The sequence below is a fragment of the Frankia sp. AgB1.9 genome (assembly GCF_016786355.1).
GTDB lineage: Bacteria > Actinomycetota > Actinomycetes > Frankiales > Frankiaceae > Pseudofrankia.
This window is the reverse complement of sequence record NZ_JADWYX010000016.1, coordinates 79,379-102,308: the sequence shown is the minus strand read 5'-3', so window position 1 is coordinate 102,308 and position 22,930 is coordinate 79,379. Positions and strand designations below refer to the sequence as shown.

The 22,930-nt window shown below is 73.9% G+C and carries 14 protein-coding genes; 10 read left to right on the top strand and 4 right to left on the bottom strand.

What is annotated here, in order from left to right:
• The first annotated feature begins 272 nt into the window (after positions 1-272).
• A complete protein-coding gene (locus I6A60_RS08485; protein ID WP_203017154.1) occupies positions 273-1,175 on the top strand; it encodes a dolichyl-phosphate beta-glucosyltransferase in 903 nt (300 codons plus the stop codon).
• Positions 1,176-1,190: 15 nt separating this feature from the next.
• Here I6A60_RS08485 and I6A60_RS08480 read toward each other — a convergent pair whose 3' ends face one another.
• Positions 1,191-2,813 (bottom strand): glycosyltransferase family 4 protein, encoded by a 1,623-nt coding sequence (locus tag I6A60_RS08480; RefSeq protein WP_203055587.1) that lies wholly within the window; start codon positions 2,811-2,813, stop codon positions 1,191-1,193.
• Positions 2,814-2,971: 158 nt separating this feature from the next.
• Here I6A60_RS08480 and I6A60_RS08475 point away from each other — a divergent pair, with 158 nt between their 5' ends.
• From I6A60_RS08475 to I6A60_RS08460, 4 genes are all read left to right on the top strand, one after another.
• Complete coding sequence (locus I6A60_RS08475; protein ID WP_203018362.1) at positions 2,972-4,606, top strand: lipopolysaccharide biosynthesis protein; 1,635 nt, start codon at positions 2,972-2,974, stop codon at positions 4,604-4,606.
• A gap of 347 nt (positions 4,607-4,953) precedes the next feature.
• Positions 4,954-9,864, top strand: coding sequence for an alpha-(1->3)-arabinofuranosyltransferase family protein (locus I6A60_RS08470; RefSeq protein ID WP_203018364.1), 4,911 nt, complete (start codon positions 4,954-4,956; stop codon positions 9,862-9,864).
• A 40-nt stretch (positions 9,865-9,904) separates the two neighbouring features.
• Complete coding sequence (locus tag I6A60_RS08465) at positions 9,905-11,251, top strand: hypothetical protein (protein WP_203018366.1); 1,347 nt, start codon at positions 9,905-9,907, stop codon at positions 11,249-11,251.
• Between the two features lie 103 nt (positions 11,252-11,354).
• Positions 11,355-12,755 carry a lipopolysaccharide biosynthesis protein gene (locus I6A60_RS08460; RefSeq protein WP_238435019.1) on the top strand — a complete coding sequence of 467 codons (1,401 nt, stop codon included), beginning with the start codon at positions 11,355-11,357 and terminating at the stop codon, positions 12,753-12,755.
• Here the strand turns inward: I6A60_RS08460 and I6A60_RS08455 are convergent.
• On the bottom strand, positions 12,734-13,519 hold the full coding sequence (locus I6A60_RS08455) for an ABC transporter permease subunit (protein ID WP_203018370.1): 786 nt from the start codon (positions 13,517-13,519) through the stop codon (positions 12,734-12,736). The two genes, I6A60_RS08460 and I6A60_RS08455, sit on opposite strands and share 22 nt — an antisense overlap.
• Entirely contained in the window at positions 13,519-14,925 is a 1,407-nt protein-coding gene (locus tag I6A60_RS08450; RefSeq protein WP_203018372.1) for an ABC transporter ATP-binding protein, read from the bottom strand. Before I6A60_RS08450 ends, I6A60_RS08455 begins: the two co-directional genes overlap by 1 nt.
• Positions 14,926-15,376: 451 nt before the next feature.
• Between I6A60_RS08450 and I6A60_RS41435 the strand changes: the two genes are divergently transcribed.
• From I6A60_RS41435 to I6A60_RS08420, 5 genes are all read left to right on the top strand, one after another.
• Positions 15,377-17,272, top strand: coding sequence for a SpoIIE family protein phosphatase (locus I6A60_RS41435; protein ID WP_307873586.1), 1,896 nt, complete (start codon positions 15,377-15,379; stop codon positions 17,270-17,272).
• Between the two features lie 170 nt (positions 17,273-17,442).
• The gene (locus I6A60_RS08435) at positions 17,443-18,198 is read left to right on the top strand and encodes a DUF4230 domain-containing protein (protein WP_203018374.1); all 756 of its coding nucleotides are present in this window, start codon (positions 17,443-17,445) and stop codon (positions 18,196-18,198) included.
• A 172-nt stretch (positions 18,199-18,370) separates the two neighbouring features.
• Positions 18,371-19,255, top strand: a complete 885-nt coding sequence (locus tag I6A60_RS08430) for a crotonase/enoyl-CoA hydratase family protein (RefSeq protein ID WP_203018376.1) — start codon at positions 18,371-18,373, stop codon at positions 19,253-19,255.
• A 216-nt stretch (positions 19,256-19,471) separates the two neighbouring features.
• The gene (locus tag I6A60_RS08425; RefSeq protein WP_203018378.1) at positions 19,472-20,662 is read left to right on the top strand and encodes a ferritin-like domain-containing protein; all 1,191 of its coding nucleotides are present in this window, start codon (positions 19,472-19,474) and stop codon (positions 20,660-20,662) included.
• A 275-nt stretch (positions 20,663-20,937) separates the two neighbouring features.
• Positions 20,938-21,855, top strand: coding sequence for an exodeoxyribonuclease III (locus I6A60_RS08420; RefSeq protein WP_203018380.1), 918 nt, complete (start codon positions 20,938-20,940; stop codon positions 21,853-21,855).
• A 357-nt stretch (positions 21,856-22,212) separates the two neighbouring features.
• On the opposite strand, the gene I6A60_RS08415 is transcribed toward I6A60_RS08420, so the two are convergent.
• On the bottom strand, positions 22,213-22,875 hold the full coding sequence (locus tag I6A60_RS08415; RefSeq protein WP_203018391.1) for an Hsp20/alpha crystallin family protein: 663 nt from the start codon (positions 22,873-22,875) through the stop codon (positions 22,213-22,215).
• Between the last annotated feature and the right edge of the window lie 55 nt (positions 22,876-22,930).

Sequence of the window (22,930 nt, the reverse complement as noted above, 5' to 3'; positions counted from 1 at the left end):
CGGACCGGGCGCTCAGGCGCGAAGTTCCCTTTCGTACCCGCCGGTCTGCGCATACCCGCTCCGGACCGTCACGCAAGGGCATAGATCAACAGCCTCGCAACGACGCTGCGTTTGGTGGACCTTAGGTCGTGCCCGATAGCACCGACGGGTACCGTGCCTTGCAGCCCGCTATGCCGATCTCATGATGTTTCGCGGGTTGTTCGGACGGTTGATCCCGCTTTACCCTCGGGTGGGCGGACATTGTTGATCTCTTGCGATGCTGGGGGTGAGACGTGCGGAGGGTTCCCGTCAGCGTTGTGGTTCCGGCCTTCAACGAGTCGCGCCGGCTTCCTTTCTCGCTCCCGGTCCTGGTCGCCGCGCTGCGCGAGTTTCCGGGTGCCGAGGTGATCGTCGTCGACGACGGCAGCTCGGACGACACCGCGGCGATCGCGACCCGCCTGCTGCGTGACCTGCCGACCGGCCGGGTGATCAGGCTTCCCTGGAACAGCGGGAAGGGCACCGCCATCCGGGCCGGCGTGGCCGCCGCGACGGGCGAGGCGATCGTCTTCACCGACGCCGATCTGGCCTCGGACGTCAGTGACCTGCCGCTGCTGCTGGCGGCCCTGTCGGACGCCGAGGTGGCGATCGGGTCGCGACGGGTCGGCGCGGGCGCGACCCGCCCCTACGTCCGCCAGCTCGGAAGCTGGGCGTTCAACCAGCTGACCAGGTCCTTCACCGCCATCGACCTGGCGGACACCCAGTGCGGCTTCAAGGCCTTCCGGCGGGACGAGGCCAAGGTCCTGTTCAGCATGGCGCGGGCCACCGGCTTCGGCTTCGACGTCGAGGTGCTCGCCATGGCCACCGCGATGGAGTACCGGATCGTCGAGGTGCCGGTGCGCTGGTCGGAGGAGCCGGGCGGCACGTTCAGCGTCATCCGACACACCCCGTCCATGATCGTCGACCTGGCCCGGGCGCGGCGCTACCTGCGCCAGGCCGGCCGGCCCATTCCGCTGCGCGCGGCCGAGCCGAGCGGCACCGGGCCTGGGACCGGCGAACGGTCGGTCGATCCGGCTGCCGGCGCCGACGTCATCCCGCTCGACCGGGGCCACCCGCAGCCGGCGCCGGTCAGCCTGGGCAACCCGCTGCGCTCCGCCGCCGAGGGCGTCGCGCGCGCCCGCCCGTCCACCTCCGGCTGAGGCCGAGCGGCCGGGTCAGCGCGCGTCGCGGCCGGCCGGGGACGCCGCGGCCCGGTCCGGGCCGTCGGTGGCCCACGCGCGTCCGGTGCCGACAAGCAGGTCCGCTCCGCTGGCCGGTCGCATCCGCGCCGTGCCCGTGGCGATGCCGAGCCGGGTCAGCGCGGTCCGGGCCGCCGCCTGCGACGCGCCGTAGAGCAGTGCGACGGCGCCCGGCACGTCGGTGTCGGGTTCGGGCGTGCCGGCGGGTCCGACGGTGTCAGGCACGGCCGTGTCGGCCGCCGCCGGCCTGGTCCGGTACAGCAGGTCGGTGCCGCGCAGCGCGGGCGCCGGGTCGTCGGGGCCCAGCGGGAACCAGACCCGGGTCACGGCGTCGTCGAGCCGGCGCCGGTCTCGCCGGCCAGCCCTGGCCAGCTCGCCGGCGAGGACCGTCGCGAGCAGGGCCGCGCTCGTCTCCCAGGTGAACCCGCCCGCCCAGTGGCTGGCTGCCGCCCGCCACCCGGCCGCGCGGGCCGGGTCGCTCAGCTCCGTCAGGGCCGCGTCGACGACGGCGCCGAACTGGTCCGGAGCGTCGACGAGCCAGCCCGTCTCCCCGTCCCGGACGGCGTCGCGCAGCCCGGGAACGCGGAACGCCACCGCCGGCACCCCCAGCGCGCCCGCCTCCAGCACCGACAGGCCCCAGCCCTCGCCGTGCGACGGGTTCACGGTCAGCCAGGCCGAGGCCCGCCCGGGGCCCGGGGGGGCGGCGTCGCCGTCACGGTGCCTGCGCCGGGGGGCCCGGGGCGCCGGGCCGCCCTGCGAGACCCCCAGCTCGGCGGCCCGCGTGGCCAGCCGCTCCCGGTCCGGGCCGTCGCCGATGAAGTGCACCACCAGGCCGGGGTGGCGCGCGGCCAGCCGCGGGATCGCCTCGATCAGCAGGTGCATCCGCTTGTGCGGCACCAGCCGGCCGACGCACACGATCGTCGGGACCGCGGCCCGGTCGCCGGCACCCCCGTCCGGGGCGTCCCGGCCTGCCGCGGGGGAGGTGGTCACCCCGTTGGGCACCAGGAAACGCGGTCCGGGCAGGCCCAGCACCCCGCGGGCCTCGTCCCGGGTCGACGGCGAGACCACCGCCACCGGGCGGCGCCGGTACACCCAGCGGCTCCCAGGCTTCTCCAGCAGCTGCCCCACCCGGGCCAGCGGGCCGGGGAAGTAGAGCGGGAACTGCTTCTGGTGCACGTGGTGGAGGACCTGCACCACCGGCATCCGGCCGGGCAGGACGAGCGGGCTGAAGAACGGGATGCCGTTCTGGCAGTCGACCACCGCGTCCACCCCGCGCCCGGACCGGGTGAGCCGGGCGAGCCGGGCGAGCGTCGCCGGGTAGACGCCGAAGGTGCCACCCCCGCGACGGACCGCGACCCCGTCGACGGTCGCCGTCGCCGGCAGGCCGCGCGGGCGGGCGGTCAGCAGCGTCACGTCGACGCCCCCGGCCGCGAACTGGGCCGCCACCGACTGGCAGAACAGCTCGGCGCCGCCGGACTGCGGATGGTCGAGGTCCCGCCAGTTCAGGAACACGACGTGCCGGCCCGCGAGCGCCTCCAGGGCGCGCCGCGCGGCCGTACTGCCGGCCTGGCCGGTGGTGGCGGGCGCTGAAGAGGGCACGGGGGCGGTCCTCGCCTTCGGGTTCGGCGCTGCGGGCGGCGGGCGCGCGGGGAATGCCTGGCCAACCTAGCCGAGGAATATCCCATCCACCCGGGGTCGTACGATTGCCCGGGTCCGGGGCCAGTACGGCCGGCGGCGACACGACGCGGAGGCGGTCCATGGGGCTCGCGGTGGTGATGCGGCGGGATCTCGTCGCGGAACTGTTGCGGGGCCCGATGGCGTTGGCCGCGGCCGGCACGGTGACCAACGGCTTCAACCTGGTGATGAACCTGGTGCTGGCCCGCGCACTGGACCCCGCCGGCTACGGCGCCGTGGGCGTCCAGACGAGCATCTTCATGATCCTGTCGGTGGTCGGCAACTCGGTGCTGACCGCGACCGTGCACCGCGAGTCGGCCGAGATCGGCGACACCCGTCGTGAGCGGCGGATCTGGATCCGCCAGCTGCGCAACGTGACTCTGGTGGGGGTCGTACTGGCCTCGGTGCTCGCGCTCGCCCTGTGCGAACCGGTCTCCCTCCTGCTGTCGTACCCGCACCCGCTGGCGGTCGCCGAGGCGGCCATCGCGGCCGCGATCTGGGTGGGCCTCTGCGTCGAGCGCGGCCTGCTGCAGGCCAGGGGCAACTACCCGGCGCTGGCCCGCAACCTGGTCTTCGAGTCGGCCTTCCGGATCACCTGCGTCGTCGTCCTGGTCGCCGCCGGCCTCGGGGTCAACGGCGCGGGGATCGGGCTCGCGCTCGGCTGCCTGGCCGGCGGCGAGCATGCCCGGCTGGCCGTCGCCCGCACCCCGTCGCTGATCCGTCGGTCGCCGTCCGCGCGCTCGCGGCTGCGCGGTGGTGACGACGTGGTCACCCCGACCCCGACCGTCACCGGCCCGATCCCGATGATGCCGGCGGCGGCGACCCCGCGGCGGACTCGGGACAGCCTGATCGCCGAGGCGTCGGTCGCGCTGGCGACCCTGGTGCCGCTCGCGCTGCTGCAGAACATGGACATCGTGATCGTCGGCTGGCGCAACCCGGACGGGGTCGGCAGCTACGCGGCGATCTCCACCGCCTGCAAGGTCCCGGTGTTCATCGGCCTGGCGGTGGCGAACTTCCTGCTCCCGGAGGCGGCCCGCCGGCGCAAGGAGGGTCTGCCCGCCGGACGGGCCCTCACGATGGCGCTGGTGTGCGTGGTGACGCCCGGCCTGTTCCTGGCCGCGGTCGGCGCGGTCGCCGGGCACCTGATCCTCTCGCTCGTCTTCGGCCCGAAGCTGGCCGGGGCCGCGCCGGACCTGTGGGTGCTGGCCCTCGCGATGACGTATCTCGCGGCCAGCCTGATGTTCGCGACCTACCTGCTCGGCGCCGGCTACCGCAAGATCGTCTGGGCGCTCGCCTGCTGCACACCGCTGACCGCGGCCGTGCTGACGCTGGCCGGGGGCGACATCGGACGGACCGCCGCCGCGGGCCTTGCCTGCCAGGCGTTCACCGCCGCCGTCGCGGGAGCCCTGGTGTACCGGATGCACCACCATCACTTCGCCGCGGCGGGCGACCGTGCCCGCGACGAGGACGTCCGGCTGGCGGACGCGGACCTCGCCGTGGCCGCGGCACCACCGGACCCGGCTCGATCCGCCGGACTGGCCGAGCCGGCCGGTGCGCGGCCGGGCTCCGGCGCCTACGAGAAGACGGTCGCGCGGCGTCGGCCAGCGGCCGGCTCCCGGGTCGTGTTCGCCGAGCTGGCGCCCCCGAGGTCGTCGTCCGGGCGCCGGTCCGGGCCGGCGGCCCCTACGGCCGACGCGGCCGGCCCCGCGTCCGGGTAGGACGGCGCGCCGCCGCCGAGAAGCACGCCGGTAATGCGGTCGCCGGACGCATTTGCCGGCGCCCTACGCCGTGCGCGGTCGACTCGGAGCACCGCGCGGTTCCGATCTCTTTCCGGCCTGGGATGGTGCGTGCCAGTCCTACCGCGCGCCGTGCCAATGCTTGGACCAGCGGGTCTTCAACCGCGCGTCTTACATTGATGGGTCTACGATCTGGCCGGATCGTTAGCTTCCCCGACAAAATGCGACACGTCGGGCGTCCTGTGCGATAGTCGACTCCTCTCGAATGAGGGCATAGATGGTCAACCGTTCACGGCCGACGGGCGGCTGTCGCTGAGGGGGTCTGCAGCGTGGGTCTGGACTTAGACCGAGTACCAGTAAGCGTTGTCATCCCGGCGTTCAACGAGAGTCGCCGGTTACCATCGTCGCTTCCCGAACTTTTGGCTGCCTTACAGCGCTTTCATCTTCACGACGCCGAGCTGATCGTCGTCGATGACGGCAGCCTCGACGACACGGCACGGATAGCGGCTGACCTGCTGCGCGACGTGCCAAACAGCCGGGTAATCAGGCTTCCGCGCAACCAGGGAAAGGGCGCCGCCGTCCGCGCGGGCGTGGCCGCCGCCGCGGGCGAGGCGATCGTCTTTATGGACGCCGACCTCGCGTCCGATGTAGCAGATCTGCCGGCGCTGCTGGCGGCCCTGGACCACGCTGAGGTCGCGCTCGGGTCGCGCCGGCTCGGCGGGGGCGCCGAACGTTCCGCCAAGCGCCGATTAGGCAGCTGGGTGTTCCACCAGGTGACCCGGATGTTCGTCCCGCTCGATCTGGCCGACACCCAGTGCGGTTTCAAGGCTTTCCGGCACACCGAGGCGAAGGTCATCTTCGGCCTCTCGCAGGTCGCCGGCTTCGCGTTCGACATCGAGGTCCTCGCCATCGCCCGGTCGCTCGGCTACCGGATCGCCGAGGTGCCGGTGCGCTGGACCGAGCAGCCACACGGAACGTTCAATGCCCTGCGGCACACCCCGGCGATGCTGGCCGACGTGGTCCGGGCCCGCCGCAACGTCCACCGGGCCGTCCGGCACGCCGGCCTCGCCCCGGCCGGGGCGCCACGGCTCATCCAGCCGCGCGGCGAGATGAGCGGTTTCGCCGCGGCGCACGAGGTCGCGCTGGCCCAGGCGACGGCCGGCCCGTTGCACAAGCAGCACTCCAACGGCCTGGTCGAACGGCCCTCGCCGACGCGGCGTCCAGGTCTCGGCGTCGACGTCGCCACCCGGGTCGATCCGCCGACGCGCCGGCCCCGGGACCGCCCGGACCAGGCTGGCCGCCCACCGCCGGACGAGCCGAACCCGACCAGCACCCGACGCCCGGCCGGCGGACGCTTCGGCGGCGCCTCAGACAGCAGGACCGGACCGCCGGGTGACGCCGCCCCGGCCGGCCTACCGACCCGCACCTCGCTTCTGCACCTTCTCTGGATCGCCCTGGGTTACGCGGCGCTGTTCCTGCTTCAGGCACCGGGAAAGCTCACCGCCGACACCAAGATCGAACTTGCCGTCGCGCCGACGCGGTTCCTCGCGGACGCGACGCACCTCTGGAACTCGGGATCGGGCTTCGGGTCCATCCAGAACCAGCCGTGGGGCTACCTGTTCCCGATGGGGCCCTTCTTCCTCGTCGGCCACGTGCTCGCGATCCCGCCGTGGATCACCCAGCGGCTATGGATGACGCTGGTCCTCACCGTCGCGACCTGGGGCGTCGTGCGCCTCGCGGACACACTGGGGATCGGGCGACCGGCGAGCCGGCTGGTCGGCGGCCTCGGGTACGCGCTTTCGCCGATGTTCCTGGGCAAGATCGGGTCCACCTCGGCCGCGCTCGCGGGCGCGGCCATGCTCCCGTGGATGCTGGTGCCCCTCCTGCGGGCCCTGCGGCCCACCGCCGCGGCGGACCTCGTGGGGTCGTCCCCGGCGCCGGCCGACCCCCGGCTCTCGCCGCGCCGCGCCGCCGCGCTGTCCGGCCTCGCGATCCTGGGCACCGGGGGCGTCAACGCGAGCGTCACCGCCGCCGCGATGCTGGGTCCTGTCGTGCTGCTGGCGCTCGCGGGCGGCGGCCGCCGGGCCTGGGCGCTGCGCGGCTGGTGGCTGCTCGCGGCCCTGCTCGCGACGGCCTGGTGGGCGGTCGGCCTGTTGTCCCTCGGCCGGTACGGGCTGAACTTCCTGCCGTTCACCGAGTCCGTCAGGACCGCGACGTCCGCCGCCTCGGTCAACGAGACGCTGCGCGGGACGGCCGACTGGATGGCGTACCTGCGCCTGCCCACCGCCTGGCTGCCGGCTGCCGCCGACTACGCGACGTCGTGGATCGCGGTCGTCGGTTCGGTCGCCGTCGCCGCGCTCTCGCTCTGGGGCCTGGCCCGCCGCGACCTGCCCGCCCGGCGGTTGCTAGTCGTCATGTTCGGCATCGGCGTGGTCGTGACGGCGACCGCCTACCCAGGGAGCCTGGGCAGCCCCGTCGGCGCAGGCGTGCGGGACCTGCTGGCCGGGCCGCTCAGTCCGTTGCGCAACGTGTTCAAGTTCCAGCCGGTCGTGCACCTGCCGATGGCCCTCGGGCTCACCCATGCCGTCGCCTGTGCCCACGACCGGCTGCGCCGCGCCGAGTTCACGGTGGCGGACCGGCTGGCGGGCCCGCGGCGGGCCGCCGCCGCGGGCGCGGTCGTCCTGACGGTGGCCGCGCTGGTCGCGGGGTCGACCCCGATGCTGAACGGCGACGCGCTGCAGCCAAAGCCGTTCGCCAAGGTTCCCGGCTACTGGACCCAGGCGGCCGACTGGCTCGGTGCCAACCCCGAAGGTGGACGGACGCTGCTGTTGCCGGGCGCTCCGTTCGGCGACTACAGCTGGGGACGCCCGCTCGACGAACCGATGCAGTGGCTGTCCTCGACCCCGTGGGGCGTGCGTAACCTCATCCCGCTCGGCAGCGTCGGCATCACCCGTTGGCTAGACGCGGTCGAGGACGCCCTGTCGCGTGGCGACGGCTCCGGTCTCGCCGCCGCGCTCGCGCGGGCCGGAGTGGGCCAGATCGTCGTGCGCAACGACCTGGCGGCCGACGCCTGGGACAGCCCGCCGTCCACCAGCGAGATCCACCGGGCCCTCGCGGCGTCGGGCCTGCGGGAGGCCGCGACCTTCGGCCCGGCGGTCGCCGCGCACCTCGGCACCACGGAGCTGTCCGTGCCGGTGGCCCGGCGTCCCGCCGTGGGCAAGGTCCCGGCGCTGGAGGTCTGGACGGTGCCCGGTGGCGCGAGCCTCGTCCAGGCCTACTCGGCCGCGGACGCGCTGGTGGTCGCCGGCGGCCCGGAGGCGACGTTGCAGCTCGCCGCGCACGGTCTGCTGCCGGCGGACCGCGCGGTGGTGCTGGCCTCCGACCTCAGCGGGCCCGGCGCGGTCAGCACCGGCGGCGGCGTGGTCGCGCCGTCCGCGGACACCGTGCCGGCCAACCAGGTCCTGACGCCGACGACCGGGCTCGCCGTCACCGACACGCTCGACCGGCGTGACTACATCTTCGGCCGCGTGCACGCCTCCGCGTCCTACCTGCTGGGTCCGGACGAGGAGGTCGCCGGCTCCGTCACCCCGCCGCACGAATGGACCGACCGGCCGCCCGCCGGCCACCAGACCGTCGGCGGCTATCTGGACGGGAAGTCCGTCACGGCGTCGTCCTACGGGTACGCCCTGCGGGCCGCGCCGGAGCTCGGGCCGGCGAGCGCCGTCGACGGGCTGGCCTACTCGTGGTGGATGGCGCGGGCCGACCCGAAGACCGGTACGGAGGGGGCCTGGCTGCGGGTCGACGTTGGCGCGCCGGTAGCCGTGCCCTACCTGCAGGTCCAGCTGCTCGCCGAGTCGGCCAGGCGGTCGGTCCCGCAGGTGGTCCGGGTGACCACGGCCAACGGGTCGGTGGACACCCGCGTCACCAGGACCGAGCAGGTCCAGCGACTGGCGGTGCCGCCGGGGAAGAGCTCGTGGTACCAGGTGACCCTGCTGCGGGTCGCGCCGAACGGCGGCACGGCCCTGGGCGCCGGCATCCGCGAGCTGACCGTCCCCGGGCAGAGCTTCCAGCACTACGCCCAGGTCCCCTCCGACGCGACCGGGCTGCTGGCGGGGACGACGGGCGGGTCCACGGTGTTCGCCTTCGACCGCGCGCGATCCGACATCCTCGCGCCGTTCAGCGCGTCGGAGGAGCCCGCGATCGCCCGCCGGTTCGAGACGTCCCGCCCGACGCGGCTCACCCTGACCGGGACGGCGACGCTGGCGCCGCTCCAGACCGGGACGCGGCCCCAGGGCGACCGACCGGTGCTCTTCGCCTGCGGCCAGGGCCCCCAGGTCCGGATCGACGGCACCGCCTACCAGCTCCGGGTCGAGGGCCGCTCCGGCGACATCGCCGCAGCCAGGCCGATGCGCGTCACCCTCTGCACGCCCGACGGCTCGGTGACGTTGCCAGCGGGCCAGCACGTGCTCACGGTCACACCCGGCGCCGCCGCGACCGTGTTCGTCGACACACTTTCGCTGGCCAGCCCGGCGCCGAGCCAGCCGGCGAGCACACTGCGCTCGACAACAGTCGGGACGTGGACGGCCGAGCGTCGCACGGTCGCGATCGGTCCGGGGCGGCAGGCGTTCCTCGCGGTCCGGGAGAACGCGAACAGGTCCTGGACGGCCACCCTGGGCGGCGTGCGGCTGACGCCGATCCGTCTGGACGGCTGGCAGCAGGGCTGGATCGTGCCCGCCGGTGCCGGCGGCACCGTCGTGCTCGAGAACCGGCCCGGCCAGACGTACCGGACCGGCCTCGTCGTCGGCTTCGCCCTGGTCGCGGTGCTGCTGGCGGCCGCGCTCGTCCCTGGCCGGCGCCGGCACCGGCACCGGGCCGCGCGGCTGGATGGTGGCGCTCGGCTGGTGGCCGGGACGCGGTGGTGGGAACGGCTGCCGGCCTGGTGGGTGGCGACGGTCGCGGGAACGGTCGCGGTCGGCCTGGTCGCCGGGCCGGTGGCGGTCGTGGTGCCGGCGCTCGCCGTCGTCGCGCGGCGCTGGCCCGGCCTGATGCCCTGGGCCGCTGCGGCCGCGATGACCGCGACGGGGGTCGCTATGCTCGCGGCCCCGGACGGGTCGCCGCGGGAGGGTGTGGGCGCGTTCGGCGGATTTGCGCAGGCGGCCGGCGCTACAGCGCTCGCGGCCGTGTTGGTCGCGCTCTGCGTCGGGCGGGACAGCCAACCCGACAGTCGTGCCGGCCCATGAACGGATTGGATTCACTGACGTGCCGGGGGAGATGGGAACCGTGAACGGGGCGGCTATCGGCGGGACGCGACGTCCACTGACGTTGCCTGAGCACGTGCTGCTGGCGTCGGATCGACGCGACGCGCCCGTGGCCGTCGCGCTGCTGGGTCGGACCGACGGGCACCTCGACGCGGGCGAGCTCGCTTCGGCCGCCTCGGCCGTGTTCGCCGGCCACCGGGCCACCAGGTCCGAGCTGACGGACCGGGCCGGCTCCGGCGGCTGGCTGCACCTGCCGGACCCGCGGGCCGCCGCCGTGACCGAGGTCGCCGCGGCGACCCGGGAGGACGCCTGGCGCGAGCTGGGCGACGTCATCCGCCAGATCGACCTGCGTCAGGCGCCGCTGGCGCGCCTGCTCGTGGCCCACCACGCGGACGGCGACTGGATCGGCATCGCCGCGCACCACCTGGCGGTGGACGGCAGCGGCCTGCTCACCCTGCTGACCGAGACGATGGCTGCCTACCGGCCGCCGGCCGTCCCCGGTGCCCCGGCCGGCACCCGTGACGCGAGCCCGGCGCTCCACCCAGGGGCCGGGGTCTGGCTGCGGGCGCGGGTGCTGCGCCGGGTCACGCCGCGCAGGCGGTTCCTGCGCCCGGTCGGGCGCCCAGGCCACACCGGCTTCGCCTTCGTGCCCGAGGTGATCCCCGCGCCGCGGCCCGCGCGGCTGACCGATGGCCGGGTCCCCACCGTCAACGACGTGCTCGTCGCGGCCGGTCACCTCGCCGCCGAGCGGTGGAACGCCCGGCGTGGCCAGGCCAGCGGCACCCTGCGGGTCAGAGTCCCGGTCCGCGGGGTGGAGCCCGACCAGGTCGACGGGGTGTCCACCGGGTTCGCGATCATTTCCAGCGATGCGGTGCTGCGGGCGGCGCCGCCGCGGCTGCTCGCGCTCGTCGTCGACCGGACGACGGCCCTGAAGGCCCGCCCGGCGACGCCCGCGCCGGGCCGGGCGCGCCTCCTGCTGGAGCGGCTGCTGCACGCGGCGCCGGCCCGCCCCCGGCTGGCGCTGCTGCGGCTCGCCGTCGCGGCGGTGCGGCCCGCCCTCATGCCCACGGCGGCGGTGGGCAGCCTGGGCCACGTGCCGGCCGACCTCACCGTCGGCGCGGACGGCCCCCGGCTGTTGGACCTGCATTTCACCGCGACGGTCCGGATGCCGCAGGGCCTGGTGCTGCATGCCACCCGGATGGGTGGCCGCCTCCATCTGACCTTCTGTCACACCCACGAACTGTTCGACGGGAGATCGGCGCGCGAGTTCGTCGGTCTTTTTCTCGCAGCGGTGTCCGAGCTCGCGGAGCCCGGCGTGCCGGCCGAGGCCGTCGCCGCCGCGCGATCCGCGCACGGCGGTTCTCATTGATATCGCGACGAGATTGGCGCGGTGGCCGCGGAGGTAACGGGCGAATAGGATTGTCCGGGTCCGGATGATATTGGCCGGCAAGGTCACGGGGAAAGGTCCGACGATGGCGGTGGCGGCGCGGCGCGAGTTCGTCGCCGAGCTGTTGCGCGGGCCGGTGGCACTTGCCGCGGCCGGAGCCGTCGCGAACTTCTTCAATCTCGTGATGAACCTCGTGCTGGCCAGAGTCCTGAGCACACGCGGTTACGGCGCCGTGGTCGAGCAGACGAATATCTACATGGTCCTCTCGGTCGTCGGCCTCGCCGTGCTGACCGCCGTCGTGCACCGTGACCTGGGGCAGCTCGACAACACCAGGAGCCTGCGCTGGGGCTGGATCCGCAAGCTCCGGAACGTGATCGGGTTCTCGACGGTAGGCGCCGCGGTCGTGGCGATCGCGCTGTGTAAGCCGGTCGCCGTGCTGCTGTCCTACCCGCACCCGTTCGCCATCGCCGAGGCGGCCATCGCGGCCTCGGTGTGGGTCAGCGTGTGCGTCGAGCGCGGGCTGCTCCAGGCCCGGCGCAACTACCTGGGGCTGGCGCGCAACGTGGTCCTCGAGGCGGCGTTCCGGTTCGTCGGCATCGTCGTGCTCGCCGCCGTCGGGCTCGGTGTGAACGGCGCCGGGCTCGGTCTCGTGCTCGGTCTCGCGCTGGCCGGCGAGTTCGCCCGGTGGACGGCGGCCCGGACACCCTCCCCGGGCTGGGCGACCGGCGGGGACCAGGCCAGGCCTGCCGCGCCGCGGCCGGCGCTGGCGGCCACGGCCGTCGCGCGGCGGACCCGCGACGGCCTGATCGCCGACACCTCGGTGGCACTCGCCACGCTGGCGCCGCTCGCGGTGCTGCAGAACATCGACGTGGTCATCGTCGGCTGGCGCAACCCTGCGGGCGTCGGCGGCTACGCTGCGATCTCGACCGCCAGCAAGATCCCGGTCTTCATCGGGCTGGCGGTGGCGAACTACCTGCTCGCCGAGGCGGCGCGGCGGCGTCAGGCGGGGGAGTCCGCGAGCCGGGCGCTGGCGATGGCGCTGACCATCGTCGTCGCGCCCGGCCTGCTTCTGGCGGCGGCAGGCGCGGTCGCCGGCCACGGGATCCTCGCGGTGCTGTTCGGGCCGAAGCTGACGGCCGCCGCCCCGGCGCTGCCGGTGCTCGCGCTCGCCATGACGGCGCTGTCCGTCACGCTGATGTTCGCCTCCTACCTGCTGGGCGCGGGCTACCGGAAGGTCGTCTGGGTCCTCGCGGTCTGCACGCCGTTGACGGTCGTCGCCCTCACGCTGGCCAACGGGGCGATCATGAGGACGGCGGTCGCCGGCCTCCTGTGCCAGACCCTTGCCGCGGTGCTGACCGGGGCGCTGGTGGTTCGCCTGCTGCGCGCTGGCCGGGTGGCGTCCCGACCACGACCGGCGGTTGGCGCCGAGCTGGCGGTGCCAGCCCAGCCGGGAGTCCCGGTCGTTCAGGAGGTCATGTCCCGGTAGCGGAACAGCAGCGCGGTGATGAGGACCGCGACGGCGCCGTAGCACAGGACCCGCAGGCCGGCGTCCGCGTACGCGGTGGCGTAGCCGTAGCCGCCGTTCGCGATGTCCTGCAGCAGCTGGCCGGGCAGCCAGCTCTCGGCGGGGCGCCAGATTCCGCTGACGATGATCTCGATCGGCAGGACGTAGGCCACCCCGACCGAGATCGAGGCCGCCGGTGACCGGAACACGATCGCGGCGAGCGCCCCGAGCACGCCGAACCCCCAGGCGTTCAGCACGTTGTTGAGCACCGCCTTGCCGAACTCGCCCAGACCGGCGAGGGAGGTCCAGGCACCCGTCGAGACGTTCTTGATCGGCGCGAGGGCGAACGACAGCGCCACGCTGACGGCCGCGGCGGCGAGCACGACCAGCGCGATGAACGCCCCCAGCGCCAGGCATTTGCCGAGCAGCAGGCGCAGCCGGCGGGGCTGGGCGACGAGCTGGTTGCGCAGGGTCCCCCGGCTGTAGTCGCCGGCCAGCGACGCGGCGACCACGCACAGCCCGACGACGCCGAGCAGGATGCTGATCGCGTTCAGCCCCTGGACCATGCCCTCGGGCCGGGCCAGCTCGTCGGTCCGGGGCATCTCGGCGTAGACCTGACGGCCGTCGCTGGCGACGAAGGTCAGCACGGCGCCGAGCGCGGCGATGGCCGCCGTCGCGCCGAAGGTGCCGACGACGAACCGCCGGCGCAGCAGCTGGGGCCATTCGGCCAGGAACGCTCGGAACATCAGTGACCTCCCCTGGGCCGCCCGGTCCCGGCCCGGTGGTTCGCGCCCGGTGTGGCCGGGTCGCCGTCGTGCGGGTACGGCTCGGCCGCGTGTGGGCGGGCCCAGCGCCGTCGCGGGCGCCCGGCCGTGGCCTGTTCCCCTCCTTCGGATGGGTAGGGCGGCGCCAACGGGTCGGGCCGCGGGCCTTTCGACCGGCCGCCTGGGCGGCCGCGGCGCGGTTCGGCCTCGGTCGCCTGCTCGGCCGAGACGATGTCTCCGTCCGCGCCCCCGGTGGCGCGCAGGAAGGTCTCCTCCAGGCTGGGCCGGTGGGTGCGCAGGCCGCGCAGCGCGATGCCGGCGTTCATCGCGGCCCGGTTCAGGTCGGCCGCCATCCGCTCGGGAGCATGCGCGACCACGAGGGTGCGCTGGTCGCAGGAGCCGGCCGCGACCTTCGGCGGACCGTCCAGCTTGATCTCCGCGCGCACCCCGAACCCGGCGAGCACGTGCAGCAGCCGGCGCGCGTCGGCACCGCACTCGGGGGACAGCAGGATGTGGGGGTCCCCGACCGCGAGCAGGTCGCCCGTCCGGCCCTGGTAGAGCAGCTTCCCGCCACGGATCATGACGACGTGGTCGCAGATCTGCTCGATCTCGGAGAGCAGGTGGCTGGAGACGAAGACGGTCATCCCGCCGTCCGCCAGCTCGCGCAGCAATGCACGGATCTCCCGGATGCCGGCCGGGTCCAGCCCGTTCGTCGGCTCGTCGAGGATCAGCAGCTCCGGGTCGGGAAGCAGCGCGGCGGCGATGCCGAGCCGCTGCTTCATGCCCAGCGAGTAGGTCGCGAACGGGTCGCCGGCCCGGCCGGTCAGCCGGACCATCCGCAGCACCTCGTAGATCCGGTGACGGTCGACCCCGCGCAGCAACGCGAGCTGGCGCAGGTTCTGCCGGCCGGACAGCCCGGGGTGGAAGGTCGGGCCCTCGATCATGGCGCCGACATGGGAGAGGTAGCGCTCGGGGTGGCTCACCGGCTCGCCGAGCACGTAGCCGACGCCCTCGGTCGGGGTGACCAGCCCGAGCAGCATCCGCAGCGTCGTCGACTTCCCGGCGCCGTTGGGCCCGACGAATCCGGACAACGAGCCCACCGGCACGTCGAGGTCCAGGTGGTCGACCGAGACGCGGTGGTCGTGGCATTTGGTGAGCCCACGGGTCCAGATCGCCGCGTCCGGGCGGCGCCCGGCGCCCGAGGCCGGGTCTCGGTGCGGGTCCCGGTGGGGCAGGTGGAGGTGTGGCAGGTGGAGATGGCCATGGATCGGGTGCGGCAGCCGCAGGTTCTCCAGGTTCGGGAAGATCGAGCGGCTCGGCTCCCGGACCTCGGCGACCCGGTTGCCCCGTCCGCGCCGGCCCAGGTCTCTGCGGTCGCCCGGCGTCATCGGAGTGCTTCCTCCCGCGAGGTCTCGCTGTCCCGGCCGGAAGTTGCCAGGCGCGGCGGCTGTCGATCGGTACGCGAAGCTCTCGGTCGGTAACGGTGGGTGGCTATGGCCGAGACCTACCCACCGTTGGGCTGGCCGTACCGGGCCGCACGGTCCGGTGTGGCCTGCTCACCGACGCGGAGCAACGGGACCGCGGGGCCGCCCGGAGCCGTGACGGCGCGTCATGGCATCGGCCCCGCGGCGCCCCGATGCGGGGGCCGGGCGACAATGGCCCTCAATGTCCGCCTGGCCGGGACCTGCCAGCCCGCTTGGGTGACGGACGTCGTGAGAGGCGGGCGAACGACCCAGCGGCCGACCAGAGCGGCCTCGCGCTTCGGCGGGGGGGGGGCCGCGCCGAGCAGGTGCCGGCGCATCGGGCAGCGGCGCCGCGGATGCCAGGAGGGGTGAGACCGTGCGTGAATCCACGGGACTGCGCCACGGCATCCGGGTGGTCGTCGGGCTCGCCGGCATCGCGGTCGTGGCCACGTTGCTGCTCACGCTGTACTCGTCGGAACGGGCCAACCACGCCGCCGCCGAGCGCGCCGACCGGCTCGACCCGGCCGAGACGCTGACCGCCCAGTTGCAGACGGCGTACGTCGACGAGCGCAACGCGCTGCGCGGGTACCTGATGTCCTCAGGCGAGCCCGCGACGCCGGTTCTCGCCGGGTCACCGAGTGGCTCCGCGTCGTCTGGTGGTTCCGCGTCGTCTGGTGCTTCCGGGCTGCTCGGTGCCGCGCAGTCGTCCGGGGGCCAGGCCGCCGACTCCGACCGGCTGGACCCGTACGAGAAGGCGCTCGACGACATCGCGGCCCGCGGCCGGGACCTGCGCGCCCGGCTGGGCGACTTCCCGACGCTGCTCGCCCAGATCGACCGGGTCGACGAGACCTACCGGCGCTGGCAGACCGACTCGGTCATCCCCGAGATCGCGTTGATGAACGCCGGGGAGCCGGCGCAGGCCCAGGCCCTCGAACTCGGCACGGACAGCCGGGACCGGTTCGTCGCCCTGCGCGCCGCGGTGACGAAGCTCGACGGCGCGATCACCGCGGAGCAGACCGAGGCAGCCGGCCGGGTGAAGAGCTCCGGCGACATCATGCTCAGCTCGTTCGGCACGATCGTCGCGGTGCTGCTGGCGATGTCCGCGCTCATGCTGATCCTGTCGCGGCGCTGGCTGCTCGTCCCGATCAACGAGCTGCGTTGGGCGGTGAACGCGGTCGCCGCCGGCCGGTACGACACGACCATCCCGGCCGTCGGCCCCCGCGAGATCATCGACCTGGCCGACAACGTCGAGGCGATGCGTTCCCAGCTCGTCACCCTGGTCCGGCAGAACGAGCGGTCGTGGGAGGCGCTCGCCCAGGAGGGCCCGGCGGTGCTCGCGTTGCGCGACGCGCTCACCCCGACCTCGCTGCGCGACACGGCCGGCCTGGAGCTGCTCGGTCGGGTGGACCCGGCCGAGGGCGAGCTGGCCGGCGACTGGTTCGACGCGATCGAGCTGCCTGGCGGTCAGGTCGCGGTGGTCGTCGGCGACGTCGCCGGGCACGGCGCGGCGTCCGGCGTCTTCGCGCTGCGTCTCAAGCAGCTGCTCACCGCGGCGCTGACCCGGGGCATGGAGCCCGCGGCCGCCGTGCAGTGGGTGGTCGAGGCGCTCGGCGACACCGGGGAGACGTTCGCGACCGCGCTGGTGGCGCTGGTCGATCCGCGCGGCGGCGAGGTGGTCTACGCCAACGCCGGTCATCCGGACGCGCTGGTGCTTCGGGCCGACTGGACGGCGCTCCCGCGGCCCCGGCCGCGCGTCGGCGCGCACGCGGCGATGGCCGCGGCGGCGATCGAGGACCATCCGGCCGAACCCGACGGCCTCGGCGCCGACCTGGACCCCGTCGCACTCGCCTCCCGCGAGCCGGCCACCGGCACGGAGCTCGGTGAGACCGACTTCGAGGCCCTGGCCGGCGAGGTCAACCTGGTTGATCTCGACGAGCTGGCCAGGCTGGGTGAGGTGGAGCCGCTGGCGTCGACGGGACCGCTGATGTCCAGCCTGGTCGCCGCGCCCGAGGCCTGGCGGGCAGGCAGGCTGCGCCTGGCGCCGGGGGACGTGCTGTTCGTCTACACCGACGGTCTCGTCGAGGCCCGCGACGACGACGGGCGGCTGTTCGGGCGCCATCGGCTCGTCGACGAGCTGGTCCGGGTCGGCGGGCGCACACCGGGCCAGCTGCTCGACGACGTGTTCGCCGCCGTGCGGAGGCATTCCCCTGGCAGGCCCAGTGACGACCGGACCGCGATCGCGCTCTCCCTCTCCGGCGAGTTTCGGGCCTGAGCCACGTCGTCACCGCGGCCTGACGCGGACCCGTCTGAGCAGGCCGCGGCGCCCGGCTCGCCCGATGGTGGGGGGTAGCCGGGCCGGATCTCCCCAAACCTGTAGCCCGCCGCTTGTCTTGCAGGTGACGAACCTGCGTGATAGCAGGGTTTCTGGGTACTTTCCGCGCCATGAGCGACGAGTCCGGCCGGTCGGACACCAAGTCCACCGGCACCCTGCCTCCCACCACCCCAGATGCCGCATCCGGCCGCGGTGGCCGGCGCGGCCCGCAGCTGCCCGGCTTCGGGGGCCTGATCAGGCTCGTGGCGCTGTTGGTCGTGCTGGCGGTCGCCGTCAGCGCGATCAGCTTCGTCGCCGGCTGGCGGCCCTCCTTCCTCCACAACCCCTTCAAGCACCAGACCATCGACCGCAGTGAGCCTGCCGTGCTGCGTTCCCTAGAGACGATCAACGACTACCACGCGGCCAGCGGGCACTTCGAGGTCGTCGTCGACACCCAGAGCTCCACCAAGTACATCCCGTCCTGGCTGTCGGGCGAGCAGGTGCTCTTCGTCGGCGTCGGCACCGTCGACTCGGTCGTCAGCTTCAAGGGCCTCGACGCCAGCCGGGTCAAGGTCTCTCCCGACGGGAAGTCCGTGACGATCACGTTGCCGCCACCGACGCTGAGCAAGCCGAACCTCGACCTGCAGAAGAGCTACGTGGTCGCCCGCCAACGGGGGGCGCTCACCCGGATCGGCAACTTCTTCGGTGGGCAGAGCTCGGACAAGAGCGTCTACGTCAAGGCCACCCAGCAGATGACCTCGGCCGCCTCAGCCGACGGCCAGCTGGTCAACCTGGGCAAGGGGAACACGGCCGGGATGCTGCGCGGCCTGCTCGGCGCCCTCGGCTACACGAACGTGACCGTGAACTTCGAGGAGGACAAAAAGTAAGGCGGATCGCTGCGGGCTGGGTCGGCGCGGACCCAGCCCGCTGCTTCGTTCGGGAGCGGGGAGGCCTCGCGGCGCCTCATTGTGCGACGGTAGGCGGAGGCCGGGCGGGCGTCGGACGGCTAGCTCCTGACGCGGTGCGGCTGCTGGCTTTTGGGACCTGGGAGGCGCCGCGATGACGACGACGGACGACCGCGCTACCGACGGCTCGCTCGGCGAGCTCACCGACTATCCCGTCGCGGCGGGCAAGGCCCTGAGAGTCCAGCGCCGTGGCCCGGTCGCCCAGGTGACGATGCTCGGCCCCGGCAAGGGCAACGCGATGGGGCCCGAGTTCTTCGCCGAACTGCCCGTGGTGTTCGCCGCGCTGGACGCGGACCCGTCGGTGCGGGCCGTCGTCCTGGCCGGCTCCGGGCCGAACTTCTGCTACGGGCTCGACCTGGCCTCGATGCTCGGCGACCTGACCGGGACGAGCGCGCGGGACGGCGGGCTCGCCGGCGCCCGCACCGCGATGCTCGGGAACATCCGCACGCTGCAGCGCGCCATCGACGCGGTCGCCGAGTGCCGCAAGCCGGTCGCCGCCGCGGTGTCGGGCTGGTGCATCGGCGGTGGCGTCGACCTCCTGGCCGCCTGCGACGTCCGGTTCACCAGCCAGGACGCCCGGTTCAGCATCCGCGAGGTACGCGTCGCGATCGTCGCCGATCTCGGCAGTCTCCAACGGCTGCCCGCCATCATCGGCGACGGCCACCTGCGTGAGCTGGCCCTGACCGGCAAGGACATCGACGCCGCCAGGGCCGAGGAGATCGGCCTGGTCAACGACGTGCTGCCCGACCAGGCGGCGGCCCTGGCCGCTGCGCACGAGTTCGCCGACGCGGTCGCAGCCAACCCGCCGCTGGTCGTCCAGGGCGTCAAGGAGATCCTGGAGGTCGGCCGGGCCGGCGCGGTCGGCGCCGGGCTGCGTTACGTCTCCACCTGGAACGCGGCCTTCCTGCCGTCCCACGACCTGAACGAGGCCGTCACCGCCTTCGTCGAGCGCCGGCCGGCCCAGTACGAGGGCCGCTGACCGCCGCCCTGAGGGCGATCACCCCGCGCCGGCCCGCGGCTCTCGGCCGGGCCGATCCGACGGATCGCCGCGGGGGGATGTGCATGGGCGGCGGATTTGGCACGATCAGGGGTGGTGTTCTGTTGACGTTTCTTGACCTCGGCGAGCACCGAGCAGGAACCGATCCGAACTCCGTCCGCCGCGCCTGGCCGGCGGGCCGTGAGGGGGCCGCGCGCCATGTCCACCTTCCCGCAGTACATCGCTCCCGTCGCGCCGATGACCTGGGACGTGCCGTCCTCCGGGGCCGCCCGGTTCAGCTGGGAGTACGACGACGGGCGTCAGCGTCTGCTGGCTCTGTACCAGAAGGGCAAGGACAAGCAGTGGGACGCGGGCACCCGCATCGACTGGTCGCTTGACGTCCCCTACGGCCGGCCGCTCGGTCTGCCCGACGAATCGGTAGCCCTCTTCGGCACCCCAGTCTGGGACAAGATGAACGACCGGGAGCGCGACGAGGTGCGCCGCCACCTCGCGAGCTGGCAGTTCAGCCAGTTCCTGCACGGCGAGCAGGGCGCGATGATCTGCAGTGCCCGGATCGTCGAGTCGGTCCCCGACCTGGACGCGAAGTTCTACGCGACGACGCAGACCATCGACGAGGCGCGCCACGTCGAGGTGTACGCCCGCTTCCTGCACGAGAAGCTAGGCCTCGTCTACCCGATCAACGACCACCTGAAGGCGCTGCTGGACCAGACGCTGTCCGACAGCCGCTGGGACATCCCGTATCTGGGCATGCAGGTGCTCATCGAGGGGCTGGCGCTGGCCGCGTTCGGGGTGCTGCGGGACCTGACGCCGCTGCCCCTGCCCAAGCAGGTCCTCGCCTACGTCATGCAGGACGAGGCGCGCCATGTCGCGTTCGGCCGGCTCGCGCTGCGCGACTACTACCGGCAGCTGACCGACGCCGAACGGGCTGAACGCGAGGAGTTCGCGGCCGAGGGCTGCTACCTGATGTACGAGCGGATCAACGGCTCCGAGGTGTGGGCGACCCTGGGGCTCGACATCGCCGAGAGCACCGAGCTGGTCAAGCAGTCCGACTACATGCGCATGTTCCAGACACTGCTGTTCAGCCGGATCGTGCCGTGCATGCGGGACATCGGGCTGTGGGGGCCGACGATCCGGGACGCCTACGAGAAGCTGGGCGTCCTGGAGATGGCGAACGTCGACCTCGGCGCGCTGATGGCCGCGGACGAGCGGGCCGCCGACGACCTGGACCGCGAGCGTGAGCAGGCCAGAGCCGAGGCCGACCTCGCCGCACGCCAGGCCGAGGTCGCCGAGACGATCGCCGGGGCGGACGCCGGCGCTGGTTCGGATCCGGACGCCCGGCTCGAGGTCCTCCAGGCCCTGCCCGACCTGCCCGCGCGGGCCAGCCTCTGACCCGTGAGGCCCCGGCCCGTGTCTGAGCCCGGGGCCGGTCAGTCTCGGTGCCCGGAGTCGGCCCGTCTCTGAGCCCGGCGCCGGCCAGCGTGCTCGCCCTGCTTGATCGGCGTTTTGGCCCTTCCGTGGTCGTGCCTGCCGCCGGTTTGCAACCACCCGAGGGTCGAAACGGCGATCAAGCTGGCATCGTGGGGCCGCTAAGACCGGCCAGGCCTCCCGTCACCGTTCCGGGTGGGATCTCGGGGTTGTCGGACCGGGGGACTAACGTTCTCGATGTGCGGATCGCGACGTGGAACATCAACTCGGCCAAGGCGCGGCAGGCTCGGCTGATCGAATGGCTCGACCGGGCCCAGCCCGACGTGCTCTGCCTGCAGGAGACGAAGCTCGACGACGAGGCGTTCGCGGAGAACTTCGACGAGGACCTGTTCCGCCGCGGCTATCGCTACGCGCATCACGGCGACGGCCGCTGGAACGGGGTCGCGCTGCTGTCCCGCGCGGGCCTCGACGACGTCGCGCGTGGCTTCGCCGGCGATCCGGGCTTCCCCGAGCCGGAGCCGCGGGCGATCGCGGCAACCTGCGGTGGCATCCGGGTCTGGTCGCTGTACGTGCCGAACGGGCGCACGCCCGATGACCCGCACTACGCCTACAAGTTGCGGTGGCTGGCCGCCCTACGTGACACGGTGGCCGAGGTCGCCGCGAACCAGCCGGTGCTGGCGCTCGGCGACTTCAACATCGCCCCGACGGACGCCGACGTCTGGGACCCGGCGGACTTCGTCGGCGCCACCCACGTCACCGAGCCGGAGCGGACCGCGCTGCGAGAGCTGACCGACGTCGGTCTCGTCGACGTGTTGCGGGCCCGCTGGCCAGACGAGACCGTCTACACCTACTGGGACTACCGCGCGCTGTGCTTCCCCAAGAACATGGGGATGCGCATCGATCTGACGTTGGCGGGCGCCGACGTGGCCAAGCGGGTCGCCGCGGTCTACGTCGACCGAGCCGCCCGCAAGGGCACCGGCACGTCCGACCACGCCCCGGTGATCGTCGACCTCGACACGGCGCCCGACGGCGACATCGGCCCGATGGTCCCGCCCCCGTCCGCCCGCAGTTCCTCCGGCCGGGGGTCGAGCCAACGCGACCGCGCCGCCGCGACCATGCGCCGCAAGGCGGCGAGCCCGCCCGCCACCGACGACTGACCAGAGCGCACGCAACGGGCCGGGGGTCCAGGCGCGGTTCCTTACCGGGGCTCGGGCCAGGGGCCTGTGCGACTGGGGCCTTGTGCCGTAAGGCGGGCGTGGCTGCCACTGGCGACTGACCAGAGCGCACGCGCAGCGGGCCGGGCATCCAGCTGGATGGGCCGCCCCCCGCGGGCGGCGGGGGGGGGGGGGCGGCCGGCCCCGCGCCCCCGCCGCCCCCCCCCGGGGGGCGGGCCCCCCCGGGGGCCCCGGGCCCCGCTGCCGTCGGGACGGCGCTGGCGGCGCGGTCCCGGACTGTCCGGGCACCCCGACGGGCCGGTCCGGCCTCCGCCGAGCGGACCGCCAGCTGGTGCTGCGTCAGGCCGCGGCCTGGTCCCCGGACTCCACGGAGGTGCCGACCTCGGCCGCCGTATCGACGGAGACCGGCTCGTCAGCGGGAACCTCGGCGACAGGCGCAGGGGTCGTCACCGGGGCCGGCTCACCGGCGAGAACCTCGGCGGACGGGACGGCGGTCGTCACTGGGACCCGAGTGCTCGCGGGCACCGCTCCCGCGCCAGGCAGGCGGACGGACAGCACGCCACGGTCATAGGTCGCGACGACCTTGTCGGCGGCGACGCTCTCCGGCAGCGCGAACTCACGGCGGAACGAACCATGCCAGCTCTCCCGGCGGATCCGGCCACCCTCCGTCGACTCGGTGGAGCTTCCGCGCTCCCCACGCACGACCAGCCGGCCACGGGCGATCTCGACCGCCACGTCCTTCTCGACGTCCAGGCCCGGCAACTCAAGGTTGATGACGACGTCATCCCCGGCCGTCACGACGTCCGCTGACGGGACGACGCCCCGAAACCCGGGGCCGAACGTCGCCACGGCCCTGCCGGCCGGCGCGGTCCGCGCTGCCGGGGCGAGGCTCGCACGCCGAGCACGCGGCCGGTCCCGCCCGAACGAGCCGCGCACAACGGCGTCGAAGTCCCGGTCCACACGCTCCAGCACCGCGAACGGGTCCCACAGGTAGGTGGTCATTCCACAACGCCCCTCTCCTTGCCCGGACCTGCCCGGGTCGACTGCCACTCCTGGA

What these genes read in the sequence shown, in the direction of transcription:
- I6A60_RS08475 (WP_203018362.1), top strand. Translation starts at nt 2,972, where the DNA reads ATGGGGCTCGCGGTGGTGATGCGGCGGGATCTCGTCGCGGAACTGTTG.
- I6A60_RS08460 (WP_238435019.1), top strand. Translation starts at nt 11,355, where the DNA reads ATGGCGGTGGCGGCGCGGCGCGAGTTCGTCGCCGAGCTGTTGCGCGGG.
- I6A60_RS08455 (WP_203018370.1), bottom strand. Translation starts at nt 13,519, where the DNA reads ATGTTCCGAGCGTTCCTGGCCGAATGGCCCCAGCTGCTGCGCCGGCGG.
- I6A60_RS08450 (WP_203018372.1), bottom strand. Translation starts at nt 14,925, where the DNA reads ATGACGCCGGGCGACCGCAGAGACCTGGGCCGGCGCGGACGGGGCAAC.
- I6A60_RS08435 (WP_203018374.1), top strand. Translation starts at nt 17,443, where the DNA reads ATGAGCGACGAGTCCGGCCGGTCGGACACCAAGTCCACCGGCACCCTG.
- I6A60_RS08430 (WP_203018376.1), top strand. Translation starts at nt 18,371, where the DNA reads ATGACGACGACGGACGACCGCGCTACCGACGGCTCGCTCGGCGAGCTC.
- I6A60_RS08425 (WP_203018378.1), top strand. Translation starts at nt 19,472, where the DNA reads ATGTCCACCTTCCCGCAGTACATCGCTCCCGTCGCGCCGATGACCTGG.
- I6A60_RS08415 (WP_203018391.1), bottom strand. Translation starts at nt 22,875, where the DNA reads ATGACCACCTACCTGTGGGACCCGTTCGCGGTGCTGGAGCGTGTGGAC.